Source organism: Ferrovum sp., from assembly GCF_027317285.1.
Classification (GTDB): Bacteria; Pseudomonadota; Gammaproteobacteria; order Burkholderiales; family Ferrovaceae; genus Ferrovum.
Genome location: NZ_DAHVHV010000018.1, coordinates 15,124 through 37,437, shown reverse-complemented (window position 1 = coordinate 37,437; position 22,314 = coordinate 15,124). Strand labels below are relative to the sequence as shown.

At 48.6% G+C, this 22,314-nt stretch carries 34 protein-coding genes; 2 read left to right on the top strand and 32 right to left on the bottom strand.

Annotated elements, in window-relative coordinates; translation table 11 throughout:
* The 12 genes from M6F29_RS05865 to M6F29_RS05810 form a co-directional block, all read right to left on the bottom strand.
* On the bottom strand, positions 1-783 hold a 783-nt coding region (locus tag M6F29_RS05865; protein WP_298157931.1), incomplete at its 3' end, for a hypothetical protein.
* A gap of 418 nt (positions 784-1,201) precedes the next feature.
* On the bottom strand, positions 1,202-1,939 hold the full coding sequence (locus M6F29_RS05860; protein WP_298157930.1) for a hypothetical protein: 738 nt from the start codon (positions 1,937-1,939) through the stop codon (positions 1,202-1,204).
* Between the two features lie 113 nt (positions 1,940-2,052).
* Positions 2,053-2,601, bottom strand: a complete 549-nt coding sequence (locus tag M6F29_RS05855) for a hypothetical protein (protein ID WP_298157929.1) — start codon at positions 2,599-2,601, stop codon at positions 2,053-2,055.
* A gap of 156 nt (positions 2,602-2,757) precedes the next feature.
* Positions 2,758-3,150 (bottom strand): hypothetical protein, encoded by a 393-nt coding sequence (locus M6F29_RS05850; protein ID WP_298157928.1) that lies wholly within the window; start codon positions 3,148-3,150, stop codon positions 2,758-2,760.
* A 127-nt stretch (positions 3,151-3,277) separates the two neighbouring features.
* Positions 3,278-3,478: a TraR/DksA C4-type zinc finger protein gene (locus tag M6F29_RS05845; RefSeq protein WP_298157927.1), complete on the bottom strand. Its 201-nt coding sequence runs from the start codon at positions 3,476-3,478 to the stop codon at positions 3,278-3,280.
* Positions 3,478-3,759, bottom strand: a complete 282-nt coding sequence (locus tag M6F29_RS05840) for a hypothetical protein (protein WP_298157926.1) — start codon at positions 3,757-3,759, stop codon at positions 3,478-3,480. The genes M6F29_RS05845 and M6F29_RS05840 overlap by 1 nt, the downstream gene beginning before the upstream one ends.
* The gene (locus tag M6F29_RS05835; RefSeq protein ID WP_298157925.1) at positions 3,756-4,103 is read right to left on the bottom strand and encodes a hypothetical protein; all 348 of its coding nucleotides are present in this window, start codon (positions 4,101-4,103) and stop codon (positions 3,756-3,758) included. The genes M6F29_RS05840 and M6F29_RS05835 overlap by 4 nt, the downstream gene beginning before the upstream one ends.
* Entirely contained in the window at positions 4,084-4,278 is a 195-nt protein-coding gene (locus M6F29_RS05830) for a hypothetical protein (protein ID WP_298157924.1), read from the bottom strand. Before M6F29_RS05830 ends, M6F29_RS05835 begins: the two co-directional genes overlap by 20 nt.
* A 265-nt stretch (positions 4,279-4,543) precedes the next feature.
* Positions 4,544-4,879: a hypothetical protein gene (locus M6F29_RS05825; RefSeq protein WP_298157923.1), complete on the bottom strand. Its 336-nt coding sequence runs from the start codon at positions 4,877-4,879 to the stop codon at positions 4,544-4,546.
* On the bottom strand, positions 4,872-5,393 hold the full coding sequence (locus M6F29_RS05820) for a glycosyl hydrolase 108 family protein (protein ID WP_298157922.1): 522 nt from the start codon (positions 5,391-5,393) through the stop codon (positions 4,872-4,874). The genes M6F29_RS05825 and M6F29_RS05820 overlap by 8 nt, the downstream gene beginning before the upstream one ends.
* Positions 5,390-5,704: a hypothetical protein gene (locus M6F29_RS05815; protein WP_298157921.1), complete on the bottom strand. Its 315-nt coding sequence runs from the start codon at positions 5,702-5,704 to the stop codon at positions 5,390-5,392. The genes M6F29_RS05820 and M6F29_RS05815 overlap by 4 nt, the downstream gene beginning before the upstream one ends.
* Before the next feature lie 48 nt (positions 5,705-5,752).
* Positions 5,753-6,196 carry a hypothetical protein gene (locus M6F29_RS05810; RefSeq protein ID WP_298157920.1) on the bottom strand — a complete coding sequence of 148 codons (444 nt, stop codon included), beginning with the start codon at positions 6,194-6,196 and terminating at the stop codon, positions 5,753-5,755.
* A 66-nt stretch (positions 6,197-6,262) separates the two neighbouring features.
* Here M6F29_RS05810 and M6F29_RS05805 point away from each other — a divergent pair, with 66 nt between their 5' ends.
* Both M6F29_RS05805 and M6F29_RS05800 read left to right on the top strand, forming a co-directional pair.
* Positions 6,263-6,481 carry a hypothetical protein gene (locus tag M6F29_RS05805; protein WP_298157919.1) on the top strand — a complete coding sequence of 73 codons (219 nt, stop codon included), beginning with the start codon at positions 6,263-6,265 and terminating at the stop codon, positions 6,479-6,481.
* Positions 6,478-6,879, top strand: a complete 402-nt coding sequence (locus tag M6F29_RS05800) for a hypothetical protein (RefSeq protein WP_298157918.1) — start codon at positions 6,478-6,480, stop codon at positions 6,877-6,879. The genes M6F29_RS05805 and M6F29_RS05800 overlap by 4 nt, the downstream gene beginning before the upstream one ends.
* Before the next feature lie 4 nt (positions 6,880-6,883).
* Here M6F29_RS05800 and M6F29_RS05795 read toward each other — a convergent pair whose 3' ends face one another.
* The 20 genes from M6F29_RS05795 to M6F29_RS05705 all read right to left on the bottom strand — a co-directional run bounded on the left by M6F29_RS05795 (position 6,884) and on the right by M6F29_RS05705 (position 22,158).
* On the bottom strand, positions 6,884-7,492 hold the full coding sequence (locus tag M6F29_RS05795) for a hypothetical protein (RefSeq protein ID WP_298157917.1): 609 nt from the start codon (positions 7,490-7,492) through the stop codon (positions 6,884-6,886).
* Complete coding sequence (locus tag M6F29_RS05790; RefSeq protein WP_298157916.1) at positions 7,492-8,223, bottom strand: hypothetical protein; 732 nt, start codon at positions 8,221-8,223, stop codon at positions 7,492-7,494. Before M6F29_RS05790 ends, M6F29_RS05795 begins: the two co-directional genes overlap by 1 nt.
* On the bottom strand, positions 8,223-8,948 hold the full coding sequence (locus M6F29_RS05785) for a hypothetical protein (RefSeq protein ID WP_298157915.1): 726 nt from the start codon (positions 8,946-8,948) through the stop codon (positions 8,223-8,225). Before M6F29_RS05785 ends, M6F29_RS05790 begins: the two co-directional genes overlap by 1 nt.
* Positions 8,949-8,963: 15 nt before the next feature.
* Complete coding sequence (locus M6F29_RS05780) at positions 8,964-9,539, bottom strand: hypothetical protein (protein ID WP_298157914.1); 576 nt, start codon at positions 9,537-9,539, stop codon at positions 8,964-8,966.
* A 9-nt stretch (positions 9,540-9,548) separates the two neighbouring features.
* Complete coding sequence (locus M6F29_RS05775) at positions 9,549-10,466, bottom strand: gp53-like domain-containing protein (RefSeq protein WP_298157913.1); 918 nt, start codon at positions 10,464-10,466, stop codon at positions 9,549-9,551.
* Complete coding sequence (locus M6F29_RS05770; RefSeq protein ID WP_298157912.1) at positions 10,463-11,188, bottom strand: hypothetical protein; 726 nt, start codon at positions 11,186-11,188, stop codon at positions 10,463-10,465. The genes M6F29_RS05775 and M6F29_RS05770 overlap by 4 nt, the downstream gene beginning before the upstream one ends.
* A gap of 2 nt (positions 11,189-11,190) precedes the next feature.
* Complete coding sequence (locus M6F29_RS05765; RefSeq protein WP_298157911.1) at positions 11,191-12,393, bottom strand: baseplate J/gp47 family protein; 1,203 nt, start codon at positions 12,391-12,393, stop codon at positions 11,191-11,193.
* 343 nt (positions 12,394-12,736) lie between these two features.
* Entirely contained in the window at positions 12,737-13,396 is a 660-nt protein-coding gene (locus M6F29_RS05760) for a hypothetical protein (RefSeq protein ID WP_298157910.1), read from the bottom strand.
* A 140-nt stretch (positions 13,397-13,536) separates the two neighbouring features.
* Positions 13,537-14,523, bottom strand: coding sequence for a hypothetical protein (locus M6F29_RS05755; protein ID WP_298157909.1), 987 nt, complete (start codon positions 14,521-14,523; stop codon positions 13,537-13,539).
* On the bottom strand, positions 14,520-14,795 hold the full coding sequence (locus tag M6F29_RS12540) for a phage baseplate plug family protein (RefSeq protein WP_524537709.1): 276 nt from the start codon (positions 14,793-14,795) through the stop codon (positions 14,520-14,522). The genes M6F29_RS05755 and M6F29_RS12540 overlap by 4 nt, the downstream gene beginning before the upstream one ends.
* Complete coding sequence (locus M6F29_RS05750; RefSeq protein WP_298157908.1) at positions 14,795-15,529, bottom strand: hypothetical protein; 735 nt, start codon at positions 15,527-15,529, stop codon at positions 14,795-14,797. The genes M6F29_RS12540 and M6F29_RS05750 overlap by 1 nt, the downstream gene beginning before the upstream one ends.
* Positions 15,529-16,986, bottom strand: coding sequence for a hypothetical protein (locus M6F29_RS05745; RefSeq protein ID WP_298157907.1), 1,458 nt, complete (start codon positions 16,984-16,986; stop codon positions 15,529-15,531). The genes M6F29_RS05750 and M6F29_RS05745 overlap by 1 nt, the downstream gene beginning before the upstream one ends.
* A 118-nt stretch (positions 16,987-17,104) precedes the next feature.
* A complete protein-coding gene (locus M6F29_RS05740) occupies positions 17,105-17,719 on the bottom strand; it encodes a hypothetical protein (protein WP_298157906.1) in 615 nt (204 codons plus the stop codon).
* 28 nt (positions 17,720-17,747) lie between these two features.
* Positions 17,748-18,197: a hypothetical protein gene (locus M6F29_RS05735; RefSeq protein ID WP_298157905.1), complete on the bottom strand. Its 450-nt coding sequence runs from the start codon at positions 18,195-18,197 to the stop codon at positions 17,748-17,750.
* A gap of 14 nt (positions 18,198-18,211) precedes the next feature.
* Positions 18,212-19,540 carry a hypothetical protein gene (locus tag M6F29_RS05730; RefSeq protein ID WP_298157904.1) on the bottom strand — a complete coding sequence of 443 codons (1,329 nt, stop codon included), beginning with the start codon at positions 19,538-19,540 and terminating at the stop codon, positions 18,212-18,214.
* 13 nt (positions 19,541-19,553) lie between these two features.
* A complete protein-coding gene (locus tag M6F29_RS05725; protein WP_298157903.1) occupies positions 19,554-19,868 on the bottom strand; it encodes a hypothetical protein in 315 nt (104 codons plus the stop codon).
* Positions 19,869-19,889: 21 nt separating this feature from the next.
* The gene (locus tag M6F29_RS05720) at positions 19,890-20,234 is read right to left on the bottom strand and encodes a hypothetical protein (RefSeq protein WP_298157902.1); all 345 of its coding nucleotides are present in this window, start codon (positions 20,232-20,234) and stop codon (positions 19,890-19,892) included.
* 9 nt (positions 20,235-20,243) lie between these two features.
* Positions 20,244-21,206 carry a hypothetical protein gene (locus M6F29_RS05715; protein WP_298157901.1) on the bottom strand — a complete coding sequence of 321 codons (963 nt, stop codon included), beginning with the start codon at positions 21,204-21,206 and terminating at the stop codon, positions 20,244-20,246.
* Positions 21,206-21,667: a hypothetical protein gene (locus M6F29_RS05710; protein ID WP_298157900.1), complete on the bottom strand. Its 462-nt coding sequence runs from the start codon at positions 21,665-21,667 to the stop codon at positions 21,206-21,208. Before M6F29_RS05710 ends, M6F29_RS05715 begins: the two co-directional genes overlap by 1 nt.
* Before the next feature lie 2 nt (positions 21,668-21,669).
* Complete coding sequence (locus M6F29_RS05705) at positions 21,670-22,158, bottom strand: hypothetical protein (RefSeq protein ID WP_298157899.1); 489 nt, start codon at positions 22,156-22,158, stop codon at positions 21,670-21,672.
* Between the last annotated feature and the right edge of the window lie 156 nt (positions 22,159-22,314).

Below are 22,314 nucleotides of genomic sequence, written 5' to 3'. Positions count from 1 at the left end.
AATTGACGCCTTCTGTGTGTATGCCCCGAGGATGGAGACCGTTCCCGAGAGCGTCTTGCCAATCCGATTCAGGACCGATCCAGACGTGGAGGCCGTTCCAGCGAAGAGTTTTTTGAACCCCTTTGTCACGGTTCCTGATATTACCACCGTAGCGGATCTACTCATGTTCACTCGCTTCGCGATGGTTCCTGCAATCCCTACTGTAGCAATGAATGTCATATAAATAACGTGCGCAAGTTGTTTTAAAATTATCGTTCCAGCAGTTGTTACAGTTCCAGCGAATGCCATTGCGACACGCCTGACCATGGTTCCTGTAGTCGTCACCGTGGAGGCAAATAGCAGGGATAGAGCCCTGGTGATGTGTCCGATTGTCATGACTGTTCCAGCGAGGGTTTTCCCTATATGTTTACTGATATTTCCCGTGATCGCCACAGTGCCGGTGAAGAGCATCAGAATGACTTTAACCGCTGTATAGGCCCCGGACAGAACCGCGATTGCGGCAAAGCTCTTACCGATCCTCTTTGAAACGGAGCCGGCAAGAGTGCACGTTGATGCAAAAGCCTTTGAAATTATTTTCTTAAGCGTTGCAGATATGGCAACAATTCCAGTAAAGGCTTTGGAGACTCGCTTCGAGAGGGTTCCAGCCATCAAAGCCGTTGCTGATAAGGTTTTCGCTATTCCCTTCCTGATAGTCCCTGTCGTCGTCACCGTTGCGGTTAGCGTCATCTTAGTGGTAGTCGAAGATGTGTCAGCCGCAGCTGTTAGTAGAAGAAAGTCGCTCATTTAGAGACTTTCAAGCGTGAATACGACTGCCGACGTGGGCAATGTACCTGAAACGAGCGTTATAACCGCCTGATATCCATACACGCTGGCTTCGGCTTCTGTGGCCACAAGAGGCGCATAGCCCTCAGATGGAGCTGCGGTCGGGGTAATGGCATTTGAGAAAGATCGAGAAGAGGCTGTCTCGGTATAGGCCCCACCCGAGACCTGTATCTTCTGGCAAGAGATCGTGTAAAGCCCACCCGCAAGTGCATTGATCCCGTTGATGTACACCCTTTTAACTCCGGGCGTGGTATCCGGTCCCAAGGTTGCAGAGTCTCCTACAGCGGCAGGCAGGAAATTTAAAGTAGTGGTGACGACAGGCGTTGACATTTTATTCCTTACCTTTCGTTAGTCTGCTCCCTCATGAATCCTCCGGGAGCTAATAAAACAAAGCTGTTGCCCACACCGTTTCCGTATCTCCCTGACCTTGAATCCAATATTCACCGGGAGGAAAATTGCCTTCAAAAGGAAGTGCCGGGTTATTGTAGATAACGGGAACGTCCTGCACAACCATCGATTGAGACCCAGCAGCCCCGATGCCGATATTGACAGTTTGAAGTGACGATACAGCCCGAACGGCAGTCAAAATCATTCTCGTTGCCGGAATACTCAAGGTTCCCAGACTGGTCCATGCCCCGTAACTCCCCGAAGCAAGAACGAAGGGCGTTCCACTGGAATCGGACGTTACGGCCCCCAGCGTTGAAACGCCTTCCCGTTTGCCATGCCCTGTAAACTGAACGGCCAGACTCACACGAGGAGTGATTGAAGCATCTGTGGATTGGAGATTGACCCACAATGGCGTTCCAGCCGGAAGGATTGGTATATCCACTTCCAGATATAGATCTAGATATCCACTATTAGCAGATTGGGAATACATAAAAATATTCGGAATAAGGACGACTTGGGAGCCTGATGGGCCAAATGCGATATTGAACAAGCTGGAGTACTGAGTACCGCCGATGGTAGTGTCGACCAGAAAAATAAGCCTATTAATCGGGTAGGGAGTATTTCCAAAACTGGCCCATGCGCCAAGAACATTGGCCGCACCAGCCGTCACGACTACTGAGTTATTACCCGGCGCACCACCAATATACTGTTGCGGAATTCTGAATCCCATCCCCTACACCCCTTCCCGGTTCTTAAGCCACTCTGTTATGCGTTCATACCAGGCATCGAAGCACAGATCGCAGAAATCGGCACCGAGCGCGACTACAGGGCTATTATCATAGATCATAGCGTCACCGCATTAATATCCGCTACGGTACCGCCGCCATTGACGTAACCCATAATCGTATTCTTGGCAGTAATAAAATTATGCTGAATAGTCAATTCAGCATTGCCAAGAGCTTTGGCCAAACCAGTTGTATCTGCATATGTCAGTGTGATCGGATTGTTATTCACATCCAATATGAAAAAATTAGAAGGCCAATCAGTAGAATCCCATACCGTTAATGATCTTGAAATGAACTGCTGGACAAGACTAGTATTGTGGAAAGAGGTTGATACACCAGCCGCTGTCGTAAAGGCGACGGGAGCCGCGATCAAAGCTGGCAATAGCCCATACAGATAAGCAATCCGTTGTTGTCCAACTATAGCTAAATTGTAGTTAGCGGGTGGCACTACAACTGTTAAAGTCGATGTATCCCATGAAGCTCCAGCTTGCTGTGCAGTCGCTAGGGATGTCTGTGGAATACTGATCCATGGGGATCCCAATGTTTCATTTGTTGAGCATGTCGCTATGATGATATTGTTAGTCCCTGTTTGGATGTAGTAATTCATCTCTAAACCTCATAATCTTGTCATACCATTTATCGAAACAAGGATTACAAAAAGACGCTCTCAAGGCATCACTCCAGACCAAAACCGTGAACTCCATCTTGCAAATCCGACAGGTCATTGTGCCGGTACTTGGAAACGCAAATGCTATATCGTCGTTTAATCGAATACCGTCTGGAACGTGAACTGGATACTGTCATTCGTTGCCAGCGCAACGCCTGTAAATGAAGCACCCTCGAAGCAATTCCCAACGGTCAGAGCATCGAAAAGCGCAGCCTCAGTGATCGTGATAGCGGCTCCAGCTGTCAGAGTTCCGACGAAATTGTCAGTATCATTCGTGTAGGTTGTTGTACTCAGTGTCACGGTAGCTGTTGCTCGGGCATATCCTGGGTCATTTGTCGTTGTGGCCTCTGCCGATAACGCCGTTGACGATTTGGAGAAGGCGGTTGATCCTGTCCCCCATGCGAGATACTTTGGAATAGTTCCCCCGAGCCCTGAGACCAGATTTGCACAGATTGCATCTCCAGCTTCGGTGATTATTGCCGTAGCCATTTTTTGATCCTTTCGATGATTGTTGGTTTCTTGCTGTCAGCAATAACGCCGAGATCCTGCACGGTCCCGTCTGCTCTGGTAACAACTGCGCTCACGATGAGGCGTGGCTTTGGTTTAGCTTGTGCTTTCAAAATCGCTCCTTTTCGTGTTCAACTTGGCATGGCATACAGCGAGTCGCCCATGGGACGAATTGCCGGCGTTTTTCCGTAATCCGTTCCCCACAGTCCATGCAGTTTTTTGTTTGAGCTTTCTTCGGCGCCCTTGCTTTTACCATCGTCAAGGCATCTTCTTTCTCGATCCGTATCTGTGCTTGATCGGCTTCATCCATCAGGGTTTCTCACAATCTTTGAGTGCAGTGCGGAGCTCTTTTTCTTGCATAATCGCTTCTTTCAAAGTGACCTCAATTTCAGCTTCCATTATTTCCCGCTCAAGTTTAGTCGTTGGACGAATGGGAGAGATGTAGTTGATGAAGTCCGGAACGGTTGCTGGATGGCACCAAACGGGAGTTTTTAGATAGACTTTTTGAGGAATGTAAACAGGAGTGCATCCAACGAACGCAAGCATGAACGCAACGGCCAAGCAGAGAAAGATGAACAGCCCCTTGATCACTTCTTGCCCCCCAGGGTATCCGCTATCCTGTCGAAAAGCTGATGACAATCCCCTTTTGGTGGGTGAGAGAGCTGAATCCGGATTGACTTGTCCATCTTCAGAGATTGACTGTTGATAACCCCCTGAAGCAGTTGTTCAGTGCGGATTTCATACAATAGATCTTTATGCTCTTTCAGTGCTTTTTGGGCTGCAATCGCATTATCAAGCTCAAAACTCTTGTTCGCAGCATCGGCGGCATGCCGTTGAGACTCGCATGCAAGCAGCCGGTAATGATCAATCGACAACAAACCAAGCAAAAGGGCAATGGCAATCCAAGGGCCGAATTTAATTAGCAGGAGAGGCATGATTATCCATCCTGACCAGAATCGGATGATTGATACCGCCCCGTTGCGGGGTTCCATTTTTCCGTTGCGGTTGAATCCGTGTAATATTGATGTCCTGCAACGCCAGCAAGGATAGCTGCAATTCCCCCGCCAAATGTCCCACCGTGGAATGCGTGATGCAAGCCGATACAGTCATATCCAGTGTATCCGATATGCGCCACAAGCCCCATCAATCCCCCTACATTCCCTATCGAAAAAGAGGCATTGTCCCGATATGTGGAAAGTTGTTTTAAGACTACCATGGCTGGATCTTCCGTTGTATCCAGAGACCAGAGAGATATCCACCATAGAATCCTAGTAGAAAAGCGATTAAAAGGCTCATTCGTCGTCCAATGTTAAGCGGTCATGGGTCAGCAAAAATGTCAGCAAAATAGCGAACGGAATAAGCAACGGCCAGTGAGTCATAGCACGGAATTAATTTTGGCCCAAGCTGATTCTACGTCGGCTTCAGCTACTTTTGCGTCAGCAACAAGCGCGTTTTTGAGTGCTTGGAACACGGATTCAGCCTCCTTGTAAACCTTCCCAGTCAGACGGCCAGCGGATGCCAGCAAGACTTCAGCTTCGGACTCAACTGCCGAAACGATTGAAGCATGAGTCTGGACTGTGTTCTGTGCGTTTGCAGCTTCGTTCGCACTGATGGTTTTAAGATTCTCGACTACTGAGGGCATTTGTTGCTCCTTTTTAAACGTTAACGAGGGTTGCGTAAAGTGAAACATCTTTTTGATTGTATCAAACATCTTCTGGAAGTCCAACAATTTTTTTCACCTTTTTAATTCTGTTGAGCCATCCGCCAAGCGGCATAGATGAATTCTTTTCATACTCGTTCCGATACCAAGCCTCCTGACGTGCCAACATACAGGACATGAGCTTCATGCTATTGATATGATTGGCCGCTGTCACTGTTTCTGATCCCATGATTCCGTCTGGAACCACTCCAGAACATATTTGGATCGTCTTGACGGAACCGCCCCTGTCGCCTGCACCTTCATGATTGAGCGCCCATTGAAAGAGCACAAAGTCAACTCCGTTTTGGAGTTTGTCGCACATGAGCGGGTCCCAATAATTAACCTGGTAGAAGTTGCTTATCTGGATTTGCGTTAGATCTTGAACAGGCGTTGATGGGAGCCCCATGTCAGTACAGTATTGGTCGTAAGCCTCTTGTGTAATGCCTGATTCTGTCGGGCCGCCATCGTCAACTGTGTATCGGCCCTCGAGGATTGCGAGGTTTCGGAGAGCGTCGGAGAGGTTCAATCCTGGCTCCTTGAATTATGGTGGCGATTTAATATCAAATTTCTCAGCCCTTCGATTTCTTGAGTGCGAGCCTGCCTATCTTCTCTTGCTTCCCGTTGTCGCTCTTCTCTCGAAGATCGCATTTCTTCAACGATTACTGACAGCATTTCCTTATCAGCTTTCTTGTTCCATAGGTCAACGTGATCCTTTTCGTTCTGCACTTTGTCAAAATGATTGGTCCACATCAGATGCACTCCAAAGATAGAGAGAATCCCAAGCCAGACTTGTTCAAAAAACGATGATTCACCGGCCATTAACCGCTCTCCCTTCATTATGCGCCTCCGAACAGACTCCATGTGTGACCCAGCGCACACATGCTATCATTTTAAACTCTCAAGGTCTAGCGACATGCAATTAAAATGATCGCCCGGCGTGGTCATTGCAAACGGCTTCCGGCATATCTCAAGACCTCCCTTACTGAAAGCGGTGGAAGTGAATTGCGAGCAATCCAGCCCTGACGGCGTTAATACTTCTGAGTTGAGCCCGACATCGACAACCGCCTTCCAGTCGTAGGAATCTCCAATCTGAGCATGAGCCCAATCCATGATAGCCGCTTCCTTTTCCGGCTCGAGGCATACTGATAGGATCGCCTCTCGCACTGGAGTACAGTAATCCGATGGTCGGATCTGAACGCCCCCATTGATACGGGATCCGAGATATCCGTCTGGCAGGATAAACTCAACGTGGCTGAACACGCCTGATTCCTTCCAGTCGATAATGTCTGATGCTAAACCGGACTCTTCAATGCAGCGGATTTTAATCATTTGACTTTAATCTCCAAATGGTTTAATGTTGGGACCAGTGGTTAACAATTAAAAAAGGAGAGTGAGATGAAGACATTATTGGTTGGGATACTGTTACTTATCGCAAGCCCTTGCTATGCGGCAAGTGTTAAGAACATGGAAACATTGATCCAGCAGTCCCTAGCATCAGGAACATATCCGCAGTTGGTATTGCAGACGCTATGGGACGGAACAAACAAAGATGGATTGACCGTGGATCAGCTTGTACGCCTTACAGAGTACGTCAAGAAGGCGGTGAGGCCATGAAAACACTATTGATTGTCTTGATGCTACTTATTTCAAGCCCTTGCTACGCTGATTCTTTATTTTTTCAGCCGTTCGATACGATTGATTGGAGCCTGTTGGCTGGAACGGCCCTAGCTGATATCGGAGATATGAGTACGTCTTCAGACATCGCTTATAATGCCGAACATGGACATCCCGGAATCTACGAAACCAATCCTGCCATCGATCACTTCTGGGGAACGAATATCCCTTCTCAAATGCAATACGCTGTCACCTTTGCCGGAATTTTCGCTGGTCAAAGTCTAATTGCTTGGGCATTGCCTGTCCCAATACGGGAAGTAGCGCTTGCGGGCTTTATCACCATCGGAATAGTTGACATTAATCATAACCAAGCATTGGGTCTGAAATTTGTGTGGTGAACAATCAGACCCCAGTCCCTAACATCAAAGAAGGTTCCAACTCATTGAATAACTTCAATCTGTCTGTAGAAGCCAGTTTTTGAGTGAACTCAATAATTCTGGGGGCGATCCTTTCCTGAAAATCAGGGTGTTCTCTCATCGTTTCCAGTTGATCGGGTGGAATAGTACCATACGCCAGTAAGTTGTTCTCGGCCCTTCTCATGAGTTCATGACACCACTCTTCCCGCCAACAAGCCTCATTGCGCTCAAGAATAGGTAAATGGCTATATTTACAAAGTGGTTCCAGTTCATTCATCAATGATTTAATTGTCTCAAGTTCCTTCTTTGCACCTTCTAAGTTCATCTCGAAGATGTATTGTGACGAGAAAAGTTCTGCTAGAATCTTGTCCCCCTCAAGTTGATCGAGTTCATCAGTGGATTTTTTCAGTCGTTCGGCTTTCAAAGCCTGTATTTTTCTGTCAATAGCTTGGGAATCGGCGTGCTTAATCTTGGCCTCCATGTCGATCTTCTGAGCATAAAGTGCAGTCCATGCGGCATCGGGCGTATGGCATGATCCTGCCATGAAATAGCGAAGCCCAAAATCATGGTTCATGCGGTGTGTAGCACTGTGCATTAGAATCCTCCCGGAGATGTTGAAGCGGCGGCACCGGCATTTAAATTAGCCGTCAAATTGGTACTTGCGGCAACCGCCGCATTAGCATATGTGAAGATGTTCGTGGTGGGGGTGTATGCACTCCCGTTGTAGCCAAGGGCAAATACACCTTCGGTTGAGTTTCCAGTGGCGACACCCCCATATTCATTAGCCGTCAGACTAGTGCTTGCGGCAACTGCCGCATTAGCATAAGTGAAGATATTTGTGGTAGGGGTGACATTGCCAGGAGCAAATACACCTTCAGTTGAGTTCCCGGTGGCGGCACCCCATACCGAAGCAGCCGTTAAATTGGTACTTGCGGCAACTGCTGCATTCGCATAAGTGAAGATATTTGTAGTGGGTGTGAGTGTACCCGCGTTGTCGCCAAGAGCAAATACCCCTTCAGTTGAGTTCCCGGTGGCGGTACCACCATCTAAATTAGCCGTTAAATTGGTACTTGCGGCAACTGCTGCATTAGCATAAGTGAAGATATTTGTAGTGGTGGTGATGCCGCCAAGGGCAAATACACCTTCGGTTGAGTTTCCGGCGGCGGCACCGGCACCTAAATTAGCCGTCAAATTGGTACTTGCGGCAACTGCTGCATTAGCATAAGTGAAGATGTTTGTGGTGGTGGCGGCGTTGCCAAGAGCAAACACACCAAATCCCCGACTACTTGATCCCCACCATAACCCACTACCAATAAGCGGTGCCATTATGCGAGACTCGCAAATAATGTGATAGTCAAGTTCGCCGCTGTCGGATCGGAAGTTGAAGGTGCATTAACTGAGACTGTATCGCCAACGGCAAGAGTAAATGCTGCCAATGTTGAGAACGTGGCCACAGTTCCGCCCGCTGCAAAAGCAAGTGTTCCGATAGCCACACCATTATGATTGATCGTGAACGTTGCGGCATTAGTGAAGGCTGTTCCGACAAGAGCGATCGACCCTGCAAAATTAGCAGGAATGTCAATCGCTCGAACCGATACAGTGTAAAGAACAACTTGAGATGCCGCAATCGGTCCTGAAACTCCACTAGCAATATCGTAGGGATTGCCATGGGGGGTTCCGGTGAAAGTTGGATTATTGATTGTGGCGGTTCCTGTAACATCCAAAGTCTCAGTCGTCGCCTGCACAGAGTTTGAGGCAAGGACACTTCCCGCCGTCGTTGAACAAGCAACATAATCTCCGACTGCCCACGTTAGCGCAGAAGTGCCTTCCATTCCTCTCTCGATTGTCAGCGTGCTTGAGCTGATCCCGGTGACATAGACAATCTCATGCACCTGTTGCGTAGCCGCATCTGTCAGTACCAGCGGCATGACTTGCCCCACTGCCAGGGTAGGCAGTCCTGATGTAGACCCTACAGACATAGTTGTGGCCGTCGCTGACAAGGCTGCTGATAGTGTGGTTTTGTAAAAATTGATGTAGACGAATTGGGACATGGGATCTCCTAAAAATTACCAGACGATAGTCTGAACGGCTGTTACGGTCGTTGCCGCTGCGATATCGGCCAGTACTGTCTCTTGTTTAGCGAGTGCGGAATCAACTTGGGCTTCCACAGAATTAAAGAAATTCTCGATATCGGTCAGAGTCATCGCTACTGCTTTACCATTCACATCATAAAAATTGTAGGTCGTTGCGCTGTTTGGGAAGGGCAATTCTTTAACATAATATTTGGTGTAAATGGAGAGATATTTTGCCAGCTTTCCTGAATCCATCGGAAAGGAAGAAGAAACTCCAGCGGCATTGGTGAACGCAAGTGGAGCGGATTCAGCAGCGGAACAGGCCGATGCGACGAGACCCGATTGCGTGGTTTGGGCGGCTGCAAGAGTGGGGCCGGAAGGGATCGTGTAGACACCTGAAACGACCGTCGGAGCATACGGGCTTGACAGTCCAGATTGCCATTCGGAATCCGTGATATCGACTACCCCTGATCCTGCCGGAAGGGTCTTCGGAAGCGGGGAGTCCACGGAGTCATAGTAGCCCATGATTGCGCCTGTAGTGCTATTATAAAGTGCTGATTTTTGTCCCATGAATTCTCCTTAATAACCGACTACGATGAAGAATGAGCCGATTCCGCTTGTTATGGCGAGTGTTGATGTGTTGTATGTATTGCCATATAATTCAGTAGTAGACACACCACCAAGGGTAAACGCATACCCAACTCCGCCGTTTGGTATCGATCCCAAAGATAGAGTAGCATTCGGGAATGCAATAGGAAAAGTCCAAGTTAGATTATTAGCCGCTGTGCCTGAAGAGCTTGCACTTCCCCACTGCATAATCAGACCATTGGGGAGCTTCTGATAGCCAGAATAAGACAAAGTATTCGCAAACTGCCCCAGATTCACCGCCTGCCCCGATGCGGTGGCGGGAGCGATTTGCAAAGCTCCGGGAGAAACGATCATCCGGAAATTAGTACCATCATAGACAAGTACCGTCATGCCATCGCCAGTGGAAGATATCTCCCCTCCCTGCAATGCGGTATTATTGCCTCCGACGATGTTGATAACCCCGAGCCCGTTGACGTTTACCGTTGATGCACCCGTGTTGGGATTGACCGCTTTGAACCGAACGGTCTGACCGAGTTGATACGCTGTCAAAGTCATGGGCAAGGTTACAACGTAAGCGTTGGCAGCCCCGGTATCGGTTCCCCATCCGCCATCAAATGAGGCTGTCGTTGCGGCAGTATGAGCATCGTAGCAAAGATCATTAACAAGCCATGACTGCCCCGATGTTCCTTCCATGCCCCTGAGAACAGTCAGATCCGAACCCGAGATCGACGTGCAATAGCAGACTTCGTACTTCGTGTGCGTCGCTGCATCAGACAAGGTGATAGGTAAAACGTCACCAGCGCCGAGTGTGGGGAGATTGGCAGTAGATGCGACACTTATTACTGTCTGTGTTGTGTCAACCGCAGCCGCTAAAGTTGTGTTGACGTCATTCGAGAAAAGATAGCTCATACGAGGACCACCTTAAAGTTAACCTGAAATGGAAGTGGAAGGTAATTACCATTGAAAAGCGTTTGGAATGTGTTTCCCATTGCAATATTCGGAACCGTTATCACAAGCGCATGTGACTGGGTGATGGTTATCGGCACTGAGGTATTGACAGCTTGGGTGTTGACCGCGAATGAATTGGTGGATCCGAGGGTTGTCGAATCTGTGGGAAGCGCAATCCCCACATTCGTAATCAGCCCAACGTCAATGTCAGCTCCATAAGCCCCGTAGATAAACCTTGCAACCCGGCGCCGCACCCATTCAACTGACATTTGCATGCCGTCGCCCCGGTACAGATACCATGTCATAAGCCGCTTGTAAATATCGTCATTGGCAACCTGCGCTGTACCTGAATTGGTAACAGTAAGCGTTCCGATAGTATGCGTTCCGAGCGTGTTTGTGCCGAGTTCGCCCGAAGACGTGATTGAGGAGGTTGAAATTGTTGGACGAAAGAGTCCGTATAGGTTATTCCCAACCCAATCGAGTAAGGCGCCTGCAACGTTGGAATTGGTATAAACTCCCATTGGAGTCTGGTTGAACCAGTCAAGATATCCTTGCGACAGCGAATTGATCCCATCTGCAAATGCCAGTATGTTCTCGTCGTCTTGGTACTGTTTGTAAATATATGCAGGGATAATATCCGTCAGCGGGGCATCTGTCCATAGTTCTTGATACCGAGTACTCATTCCTAACCCTGTGTCACTGTAATATTTGTCGAAGTTGCCGAAAGGTATGTTTCCGGATCATAAGTAACAAGGCTGGTCCCGGCATCAGGGGGCGTCACAACACCGTTGATTGATACGGAGAACGTCAGTGTCGTTAGCAAGTTCGATGGTAGAACGCTTTGGATAGCCTCCATAAAAAGATAGCTTGCGTATTCGAGATTGATCGGCTGCCCGACGACAAGCGAATTGATATAATTCGCCATCGCCGTCTGGCCTAGTTGATCCACTTGCGTTCCAGAGGTAAAAGACGGTGATATCGTATTCCATGTGACAACCATCGAAAATTGAGTTAGCGGAGGATTTACGTAGATGACCGAGTAATTGTTAGGAGGACTGATAATGGATGCCAGAACGTTTCTTGACGTTGTGGCAGACCCCTGCAATGTAGAGAGGTCCAAAGTTCCGAGATAGATAGCACCGGCGACTTCGTAGGGATCTCCCCCACCGCAGATAACCTCCCATCCATTCGTCACTTGACGGATTGCGACAAGCCTTGGAATGACTCCGGGAACCTGAACAAGTAAACTCTCAAGATAGGTCCCAAACCCTTGGGCCACCGCGGAGAATCCATTCAGAATCTGTGCTCGATAGCTCTGAACCGATTGCGGGGCAAGTCCCGGAACGCCGGATACCGGATTATTGACTGTCAGTGTGTAACCGGATGGGACAGACGTTACTATGGTCGTGACGGTATTTTGCAGCGGCGTCCATGATCCAGACTGAGTAGCAACGGCGTATAGAGAAGCGGTTGATCCGCTTGATCCTATTGCTCCACCATCGACAATGCGATACTGATAAGTCCCGTCCGAGACGATGAATCCTGACGGGATAACGTATCCGACGGGACCAGTAAAAACAACCAAAACATTAGTGTTCGAGCCGATACCCTGGGGGATACCGAACATTGCCCCCTGCTGATTCAAGATGAATGGATTAGAAGTTGACGGAGAAAGATTATTTACTGCTTCTATCCTCGCCTGGTCCACTGATACCAATATACCAGTACCGGTAGAACTTAGATCCTCGATCAGACCGCCGGGAAGATCTGCGGTGTAATCTGGGACTTGGGCTGCAACGTAATCGATCAATTCCTGATTAAGTGTCGCAGGCGGCGTTGATACAGGACCCGCCGATGAGAATGTCAATGGTGGCATGCTTGCGCTCAAGTCGGAATCTCCGCTTCTATGATCGAACCTGCATGAGTTAGAATGGACGCTTTATATGTAGGGGTAAAACTGTTTGGAACCCTGGTTATTGATAGCGCAGCAAAAAACTGAGAATAATAGTCCTGGATGATCTGAACGTAGTAGTCTGGATAAACCTGCGTGATGATCGTCTGTTGCTGTGGAAGACCTAAGTTCGCGAAGAAAGGCGATTCATTCAAGTTGAGCTGAAGTGTTTGAGCGAGAGCTGTGAGATATACGGCATCGCTGAACCCATTAACATCTGTTGTAACTTCCACCCATGTATGTGTTCCGTCTGAACTATAGACTTTTCCCCATGTTCGCATCAGGAAATACCAGTAATAATGCCATTAACTACCGTTACTGTTTGAGAACTCGTGTTAACGAGGAAGGTTCCAGAAAATCCATTTCCTGCTGATAGCGTCGCACCTGATATGCCGGCAGCGGAGGAAATAGCTCCTTGCATAACCGCCCCACCGGACCCATTCCCGGTGATTGTTCCCGATACGACAAAATTCCCGTTAACTGTTGCAAGCGGTGTAGTCCATGTAATGCCTGATGTCGTGATGACTTCTGTTGTCGATCCGACTGTAAACGTCACACCTGAGCTTGACATGACTTCTGTAATGGATCCGACAGCGAATGTGAGACTAGATGAATCCCCTGCAACTGATGTCGCACCACCGGTGATTTGAGAGATGAATCCTGTGGGTCCTTGCATGACCCTTTTATTGGGATCCCCACCTGGAGGCGTTAACGATATGTTCGATACCGGAACGAACATCAGTGATGATAGATTTCCGACTGTTTCTCCCAGCACCGCTTGACTTCCACCGAGCCCTGATATTGGAGCAATGGAAACATCGCATGGCATCGTGATCCCGGGATCGCCTACTTGAACAGGTATCCAGTCATATACTGATGAAGCGATAGGTATCGTTACGGGAGGAAGTGCCCAAACATCTGATTGCACATCGAAGGTCACGGTGACGATCTGCCCATTGACTGCTTGCACCTTGCATGGGAGTGATCGCCCTGTGCTCTGTATCTGCTCGAGAGCACGTCGTATGGCTAACCGGTTTAGGTTCTTCTGGACCCAAAGCCTGGACGCATCATTGCGGTTACTCATCCGATAATCTCTCCAGCCGACACAGCGTCAACAATCGTAACCCAATTTTCACCCTGGGGGCTTCTGGAATCTCCAACGTGACGCATTGATTTTACAAAGAAATTACCGGAAAAGATAGCCTCTTGGTCAGTATAGGATGGGAAACTCGATGCCTTTGTAATAACAAACCCGGGAGTCGCCGTCGTGTCGAATGGCATCTCTATCAACGTCGGCACCGAGATATCAGCTCTCATAACAAGTTTTGTCTGAACTTCAAATGGCCCGATCCAGACCGGTTGACCAACAAGATCCGAGAATTTCAGCCTGACCGGGTTAGACGCCTGAGTGTAATCATCGGCCATCAGCGTTCCATCGCCCCGGATCGACAAAATAACGCCGGGATCCGTTGGGCCAAACTGTCCGGATGTAAGATTAGTGATTGCCTTTGCCGCTTGCTCGAGCGAGTGATAATGGCTGATATGATCGGCAGGAAGAACTCTGTTCGGACTCACGTTGATAATTGTGGGAACATCAGCACCGAAAGCGCCTGCATACATACTTGAGATTGCATTTGATATGGCAGTTCCTTTTCGCCAGTTCAAGACAAAATTGCCGGGATGATCGTAGGTATAAGGGGATGCCAATACGACAAAATCGAGCGTCATATTCGTGCCTTCCCAATTTCCGAAGGATTGCCATATCTGCCCCGTTAGAAGTGTCCCCGCCTGATGAGGATTCGCAAGTGGAAGACCATGCTTCATGCCGCCTTTAACAGTCAAAGTCATTCCGGTATAGCTTTTTGCCTGGCCAACATCCTGAATCGTTACGCCTTCGATTGAGATTGTTGATGCACCCATCGGAGTTGCATAATCATAAGCCAGGATATCGAATATGACATTTTGCGACTGTGGATCAAATGTTCCGTCACTGAGCTCGCTGGACCATGATTTTATCGCTTTTCCTCCACCAGGCGGAGTAATTGTTATATCGTAATAGCGACTCAAGGACTGACCTCAAAATTCCCGGTATCTGTTCTGTAAACCAGAGTTGATGTAACGAATAATCCGAACACCATATTCAGGGAAAAGCTCATGGGAGATCCTGTCAAGGGTCTGTTCAAGATAATATTTCCATTACTATCAGTCAGATTGATGTACCATCGTTGGCCGGCAAGGTTCCAGACCGTCGTTAGCAAATATGACTTTCCGTCTAAGGTCACCAATGATGAGAACGGCGGTATAGCCGATGCAGATGGAGTGAATGGGATTTTCGCCATCAGATCCCCGGTATGTATTTGCTGAGGGATGATATCAGATTATTGGTTCCGAAACCGAAAGAACTTCCAGCACCGGGCATTGACGTACCAGTCCCGACCGATGGACCAGACCATGCGTTGGATGTGATCTGTTGTCCTCCGCTTTGTTTTGCCATCAGTGAACTCATTGCTGTTTTAGCTGCCGACAGGGATATCAACGGCTTGAAATAGTCCAATTGCCACGCTACCTGATCCTGTTTGGTCTCACCCGATGTGATGTCCGTCATCTTTAGCATCAGGCAATCGACGTAAATATAGGCAGGGGTGAGGATGATATAAGTTCCACCTGCATTGCTGTGTTTCTCGAACAGCGTCTTCAGAAGTGTTATTTGTGGGAGTTTGGTTGCGTATCCACCCGCAACCTTGACTGGTGCGATCATGTGCAGGCTTACGTTTAACGGCTCCTGAATTGTCGCATTGGCTGCTACCCGCTGATTGGCAAAGGGATACGTTGCTACAGACTGATTAATAATATCGGACCCGGGCATGGGCCTGAACTGAAACGAAAAATCGTTGATGTTGATATTACCGGTTGAAATTGCGCTCTGGATTAGTCCGAGCTGCCCCAACAGAGCCACAACTGGAAGAACTCCGCCTGGAACTTTTGACACAATGCCGTTTTTGAATATGATCGGACTGATCTGGAAAGCGATGGTGTATATGTCACGTAGTACCGTTTGTTCAGTTGTCGCCATTAGTGACCTGATGCGTTCGTTTGTCGCTCAACGCCAAATCCAGAAGGTGCCGTCACTTTGATGTTAATGTTTTGCGGTGCTGCTCCCCGTCCTCTATTCGCCTGACCGATCAGTTTATGAAGCACTGTGGCGGGTTGAGATGTTCCTGACGATGTAGTTGTTGCTCTCATATTTGCCGGCACGCCGCTTCGCAATAGTTCCATCGTATTAGGGGCGAATGCTTTGATGGGAGAATGCCCTACAGGATTCAGCCATCCGCCGACGATATCTTTTCCTGCTTTCCACCAGTCCCCGATGCTCAGGTCAGGATTGAGCTTTTGATACTTATTGGTCACATCCACGATCAATGTGGTGAGATCCTTAATTGCTGATCCAAAATCCTTGATATCGCTTTTAAAATCCTTGGATCCCAGGAATCGCACAGACTTCTCGATTTCCATACCGATATTCCCAATCGCTTTTTTTGTCCCGGGGGCGTTCATGAAATTGCCGAAATCCCTTGCTAGCAATAAGGCCATGTTAGATAATGGCTTTGCAAGTGGGGCCAGTTTGTCGATCAGCACAGACTCAATCTCAATTCCTGCCTTGTGAAGCGTGACGATCATCTTTGTGTATTCATCCCCAACCTTATCAGAGAATCCCATAACTCCGACATCTTTCATTGTATCAGACTCGGCCTTTCTGAGTCCTGGAGTATTGACCAAGCGGTTAAGACTTTCCCTTGTAGCACCAAGCTCTGAGAATCCAAGAGCGCCCGCCATTGCTCCCGTCCTACGCTCAACGGGAAGGCGTGACCAAGTGGATTTTTCGTTGTTCGCGATATCCATTGCCAGCTGCATCGGATTGGTATGAAGCGCCTGTTGTAGCGGAAGTCCAGACGCTTTCGTCAACGCCCACCATTTGGTCATATCGAATTGCGCATTTGCCGCACTATTAAGCATCTCATCGGGATTGCCAAACGGTGCCATGTGCGTTTTAAATGACGATATCTGACCGGTCGAAAGCCCGAGTCCTCTTGATTCCCGCTCGCGTCTGTAAGCAGAATCCCCTAATCCGAACATAGCAGCACTCCCCGCAATGCTGCCGAAGGAGGCTAGCTTGAAGAGTTCTTTGCCTATACCGAACAGGTTCTTTGCCAGATGTTTTGAAGACTTGACTAAATTACTCATTCCGGTGTTTGAAACGGTCGTTGCATGGTAGAACTGTTCTTGAGCCTTTGTAGCCTTCTGTAACGATTCAGCCATCTTGCCGATGTGATCCGCCGATTCATGAAGCACCTTCATTGTATCGGTTGCCGACTTATTAAAGATCGTACCGGTTCCACCCACCGCTTCGCCTAACTGCTGCCATGCTTTCGGCATTTCGTCAAGACTGTCCTTATACTCATTGAATAGGTTCAGGAACTCTTTGAATTTCTCATCGTTCACATCGATATCGATGATTGATTTTTTTGCCATTACAGAATCCGCCCTCTCAGAGCTTCAATGATGTGACGATTACGAAATTCTGAAGCAGACGCCCAGGGGATATCAACGCTCTCGAATAGAGATGCAAGCCCTTCTCCCGACAGCCTATTTAGCGTTTCTCCGATGATACCGCCCCCAATAATCCGGGAGCGGACGGACTCGATGTCGGAGAGAAAACGGCCCATTCCGTACAGTTCGATGATACGAGACCACCGCCAAGGAAAAACGCTGCTGAGTCCATCGCCATCTTCTTCTTTGACTGTTTGACAAGATAGGATGTCACAGAAAAAAAAACCAATTGTGATTCAGCCTCGCGCCATTCATCTGCATCGATCATGCCGGATGATAGCGCGGCATCCACTGGCAATGGTTTGAATCCGTTATCGGAGGGTCCGACGATCATCGTCAATCGCTTAATCTCTGCCAGAAAGGCCCTTGATGCAAGATCCGGATCAGGTATCCCCCGCTCTTCAGCGTCTCTATGCGCTTCCTCTTTAAGTACTAGAGAGGCAATAAGAGGTCCCGTCCCGACAGCGAATTGTATCCCTTTTGCATAAATGACAGACTTCGCCAGCGCCATGATCCGGTAATTTGCTTCATACACTTCCCGCGTGATAGGAGAATGAAACGCATATATGAGGGGAATTTCTTTTGTGATTTTCCCCTCTTCGATTGTTTCTGTTCTGATCGGAAAAACAAGGTTCAGGTTATCATCGATGCGCATTCAATCCCCCCCCTCCGGGTGTTTTGTACTAGATCAGGTTCCAGAGATCATTGTTGACGTAGAAGACGCCCCGCAGGATCAGCGGGGTTTCCGGATTCGTGCCGTCGTAAGGTCCGGGATCTAGCGTTTTGATATAAGCATTATGGATGGTTAGTGCCGGGAAGGCCGATGTGTCTGAATGGATTTCCATCGAACCCAGTACTGAAGTGGCCTTGGCCTGTGCCAACCAAGCAGCAGCCAATCCAGTGGTTCGCAAAAGGCCGATGGTGACAGTCCCCATGACGTAAGGTTCTGGGCTTACCACAATCCCCGTTGCCGTTTCAATTCCCTCTGCAAATGGGTTTTCGTCCAAGGTCACATGGATGAATTTCTTGCTCATATAACTTGCCGTGATATTTAATGATGTGAAGCCCGGAAAGACAGCCGATGTTCTGAGTCTATTCAGCGTACCCAGGGCGATCTGTGGATTAGTAGCCATTTACTGATCTCCTTTTATGCAAACTGAATAGCATCCATGACGAAATCGATTACAAGAAATCCATTTTGACCAGTGACACTTGCCAAGAATCCTCCATAAACGCCCGCCTTGTAATTCGAGGGATTCTGCTGAGAGTAGGTGTAAAACGGTGTTGCCGCGATAGTAACGGACAAAGCGCATCCGAACGATACCGCATTTTTACCGACTTGGTTGGCAACACCGAGCAACGCATTAACGCCATTCTGGTCATAGAGCAAAGGCGGTTGACTGTTGGACCCGTTGATAACCTCAGCTGCTTGAGCTTGTTTTACCTGAATCTGGAACCAGTCAACGCCATACCACCACGACGCTTGCGATCCGTCCATCGTCGTGCCTTTGAAAATGCAAGAATTGGAGATTCCACCTTCTGCACCGGTGTCGACGATATTAATGTATGCAGACAGGAGAGTCGTCATTGTTGCCTGATTACCAGATGGATTCCACGGCGTAACCCCGTAGAGATATCTATAGGACATTGGTGCCAGCATATTCGTGGCGGACGGAAGATTCACGAGCCATTGATAAAAGAATGCAGCGGCGGTGAACTCAGTTCCAGGCGCCGAGGGGGATTCTGCCACCATGAACAGGGACTTGTTAGCTGAATAGAATCCAATATTCGCGAGCACCGTGGTGCCAAAGAAATAGGTTCTTCCCGTCGGCGAAGAGTAGTTACCGGAAAGGATATTGAGGGCGGATCCGAGAGTTGCTGTACCTGTTGCGGCGGTCCCTGATGTCGGTGCGGAGAATGTCACCGTCGGAGTGGTTGTATACCCGGACCCAGGATTCGTGACGGTCACAGATGTAACAACGCCAGACGAATTGATGGATGCAGTCGCTGTAGCCGTCGTTCCAGATGTCGGTGCGCTGATAGTCACCGTCGGTGCGGTTGTATACCCCGTTCCACCATCCGTGATGGTGATGAAGCTGACTGCATCTTCCGCGTCCCATGACTTGGGCGTGAGATAAGCATAGAAAACCCCTGGATTGTCGTTAATCCATGTCTGCAAAGCATCAACGCCTCCGCCGACAGTGGTTTGAACGCCGAGCTCAAGCACATAGAACCCGACCACATTCCCTTGAGCAAAGAACGTATTGGCGGCGTTGGTCAGATCAACATAGTTCCCAAGAGTGGAGAGAATGGATGTTAGATCGGATACTTGGGAAATGAACTGATAGGTTCCAGTCGTGAGTGTTGTTCCACCCAGCGAGATTACCGCCCCCGACTGCTGTAACTGTGAAGGTGTCGGGGCAACGGTCAAGTATCCACTAAGATTGACTATCTTAGGCGTGATGGTAGTAGGCATCGATCAAGCCCCCTTAGTTGAAGTATGCGATGGAAACAGATCCAGCGGTTGTTCCTGCTGTAACAGCATAAATACCTTGTGGACAATTGAGCGGAGGGGAAGGCACAAGTCCCTGTGTATCAGCAGGAAATGTGGCCATCAATACGCCACCAGATCCGGGTACACCGTTATAAATCTCAACATTCCACGCCGAACCTGCTGTGTTAACGACCGCTCCAGCAAAAATGGCCGCAGAGCCGACATTAATAGTGGTGGTGGTGTTCGATGTGATAGCGGGGGAAAGCTGTGCTCCAATGGGGCGCTTCAGCGGATTGTTCTGAATTGGCATTTGAATTGTCTCCTTTAAGTGTTATGAGGTTCCCTTGCCTACGGTGATTAAAAGCGTGTTTCCGGTTGCGGCGGCAATAGCAGCAATCCATGTGGTGGAACCGATCGATATTACAATTCTGGAGTTCGGCAGGATGGGGAAGCCCTGAGCCGGTGTGCCGGATGCTGGAACAGCTGCAGCTACCGTGTTGTCAGTCCCGAAGTTGACATAGACGACATTCGTGCCGTCGTTAACTATCTGAGCCTGATATTGCTCACCAGGCGTTACCAGCGCAGCATTTGCCGAAGCGGTTCCGACAGCAATCGCGACCGTTTCATTCGTAGAGAAAAATGATTGGTTGTGCTGAACCTCAATTGGAATTGCCATTAATGCTCCTTATGCGATAGTAACTGACATGTCGAGAACGGATGATATTAACCGTCTTGCAATAGCATCTGACGTAGACTGGTAGTAGGAGATATCCAGTTCCAGCGTCTTTTTCATTGCGAGTGACCGGATCTCAACCTGGGCTCGCTTCTCATCTTTAGGAATAGGCGCTGACATAAATCCTAGTATGTCCGTATTTAGGGAGTAATCCATGAGGCTTGCGAAATACTGGATAACCTGCTGATTGTTGAGACCGTAGAACGTCAATCGAACCTTATCCCTTGTCAATTGTTGCGAAGTCATCTGTTGAAGGTCCGTAATCGGGCTCGGATTACCCGGCCATTGGAACAGCGGGAATTGCTGCAAAGCCTCAGTGCCATCTGGTGAAATATGCACTGATACATAAGGCGGGGGGATATTCTCCTCAACAAGAAATGACGGATAAGCGGTGATGACAGAAACCCCAAGAGATTCAAGCGCAAGCCATATTGGAAGGCTGTTAGATACAATGGGCTCAACAGGAAGATTGCTCGCATTGTTGACCAACTGTGATGCCAGCGCAGGATAAACAGCATAGCCCGAGTAATGCCATATGTCGGCAGATCGGTAATATGGTCCGCGCTTTGAAAAGGCAATCTGAATCGTGGTTTCGCCAGACAGAGACCAAGATCCTACCCACATGGTTAAGGGGGATATCTCATTCAACTCCGTTATTTCTGACTCAGATGTGAAAATGAAAGTATTGATTCCAATGGTCTGATCTTCTTCTTGCACTCTGTCTGAGGCCACATGAAGCGATCCCACAAACGGTGTAGGAGGTCCTGAAGCGACCCAGAACACATAGCCATCCTGGGTCAGCACAACCTTTTGATACTTTTGAAAAAAAACCTGCTGATTGCGCGAAAGCTCTTGCAGTCCGGCTTTTAAGAGAGAGTCATATTGAGTGCTTGATTGCTCATTTGCAATGCCCATCAGTTCGTTATCCAAGATCTAAAAGAAGCCTGATAAAGCCCACTGTCGATGAACGCAGGTCGGGGTTGTCCGGCTTTTCGTTTGGGCTTCTTACCAATCATCGCCATTGCCTCCTTGGACAGCTTCTTCCTTGACGTGACTCCCTCATCGGCAGCTGCAATTCGTTTCGGTAATAGCTTCTGAATCTCGTTCGTGTCGAGAAAATCCCTAAAGGCCGCATCAAGTTTCTGGACGTCAATCTCGGGAATGCTCGGGACGATACCCGACCGTGCCGATTCAAGCTGTCCACCAATGGCATCGGCTACCAAGTCGAGCAATTCTTGCCGGTGCGTATCCGCAAAAAGCTCCATAACGTGATATTTCTTCTCAAGAATTTCCGCAACAGCACCCGTCGTATTTGCACCAGAGGCGTCGGGGTCAGAATAGGCCATATCCACAACGCCTAGATGCAATGTCGGCATGGTTAACTTATCCCCACTTCGTAAGGGCCAAAATTCATGCCGTATTCGGCATAAGATCTTCCCCAGGAAGTCTTGAGTAGATCGAGGTCGGACAATGATAGATTCTTCAATAATTCTGGAACGGCGATGGCATTTGATGAACTTTGATCGGCGGAAGATGCAAGAACCCCGCCCTTGAACCCAAGTATGTCGAACTGTTCACGGGCATCTTGGAAAAATGAGTATCCAGGAAGATCCAGCGAGATTTTGATGAGATTGTGCATACCGAGGTTGTATACGGCCAGCACATAGAGTATCCCCCCTGCGCAAGAAGCATCCCTAACTCGGTCAACAGCGATATTAAAAGTCCAATCGAGAGCCTGGAAGTCTGTTGAGGCGTAGGCTAGTTGCGTTGATCCTGATCCTGTAGCCAACCCACTTAGCGTGACGGTAGTACCTGATATCGAAATGATAGTGGTTTGTGGAGGTAAATACTTCGATAAGACAATCATCCCTGCCGATACACCTACGGTGGATCCAATTGTGGCAATGTCAGATCCCGATGTTGTGGTCAAGGTTGTTTGTACTATCGGAAGATCCGCGATCGGAACCCCTTGATGGAGGACAAATGTTATATAGTCCTCCAAGTTGGGAATCGTATTGTTAAC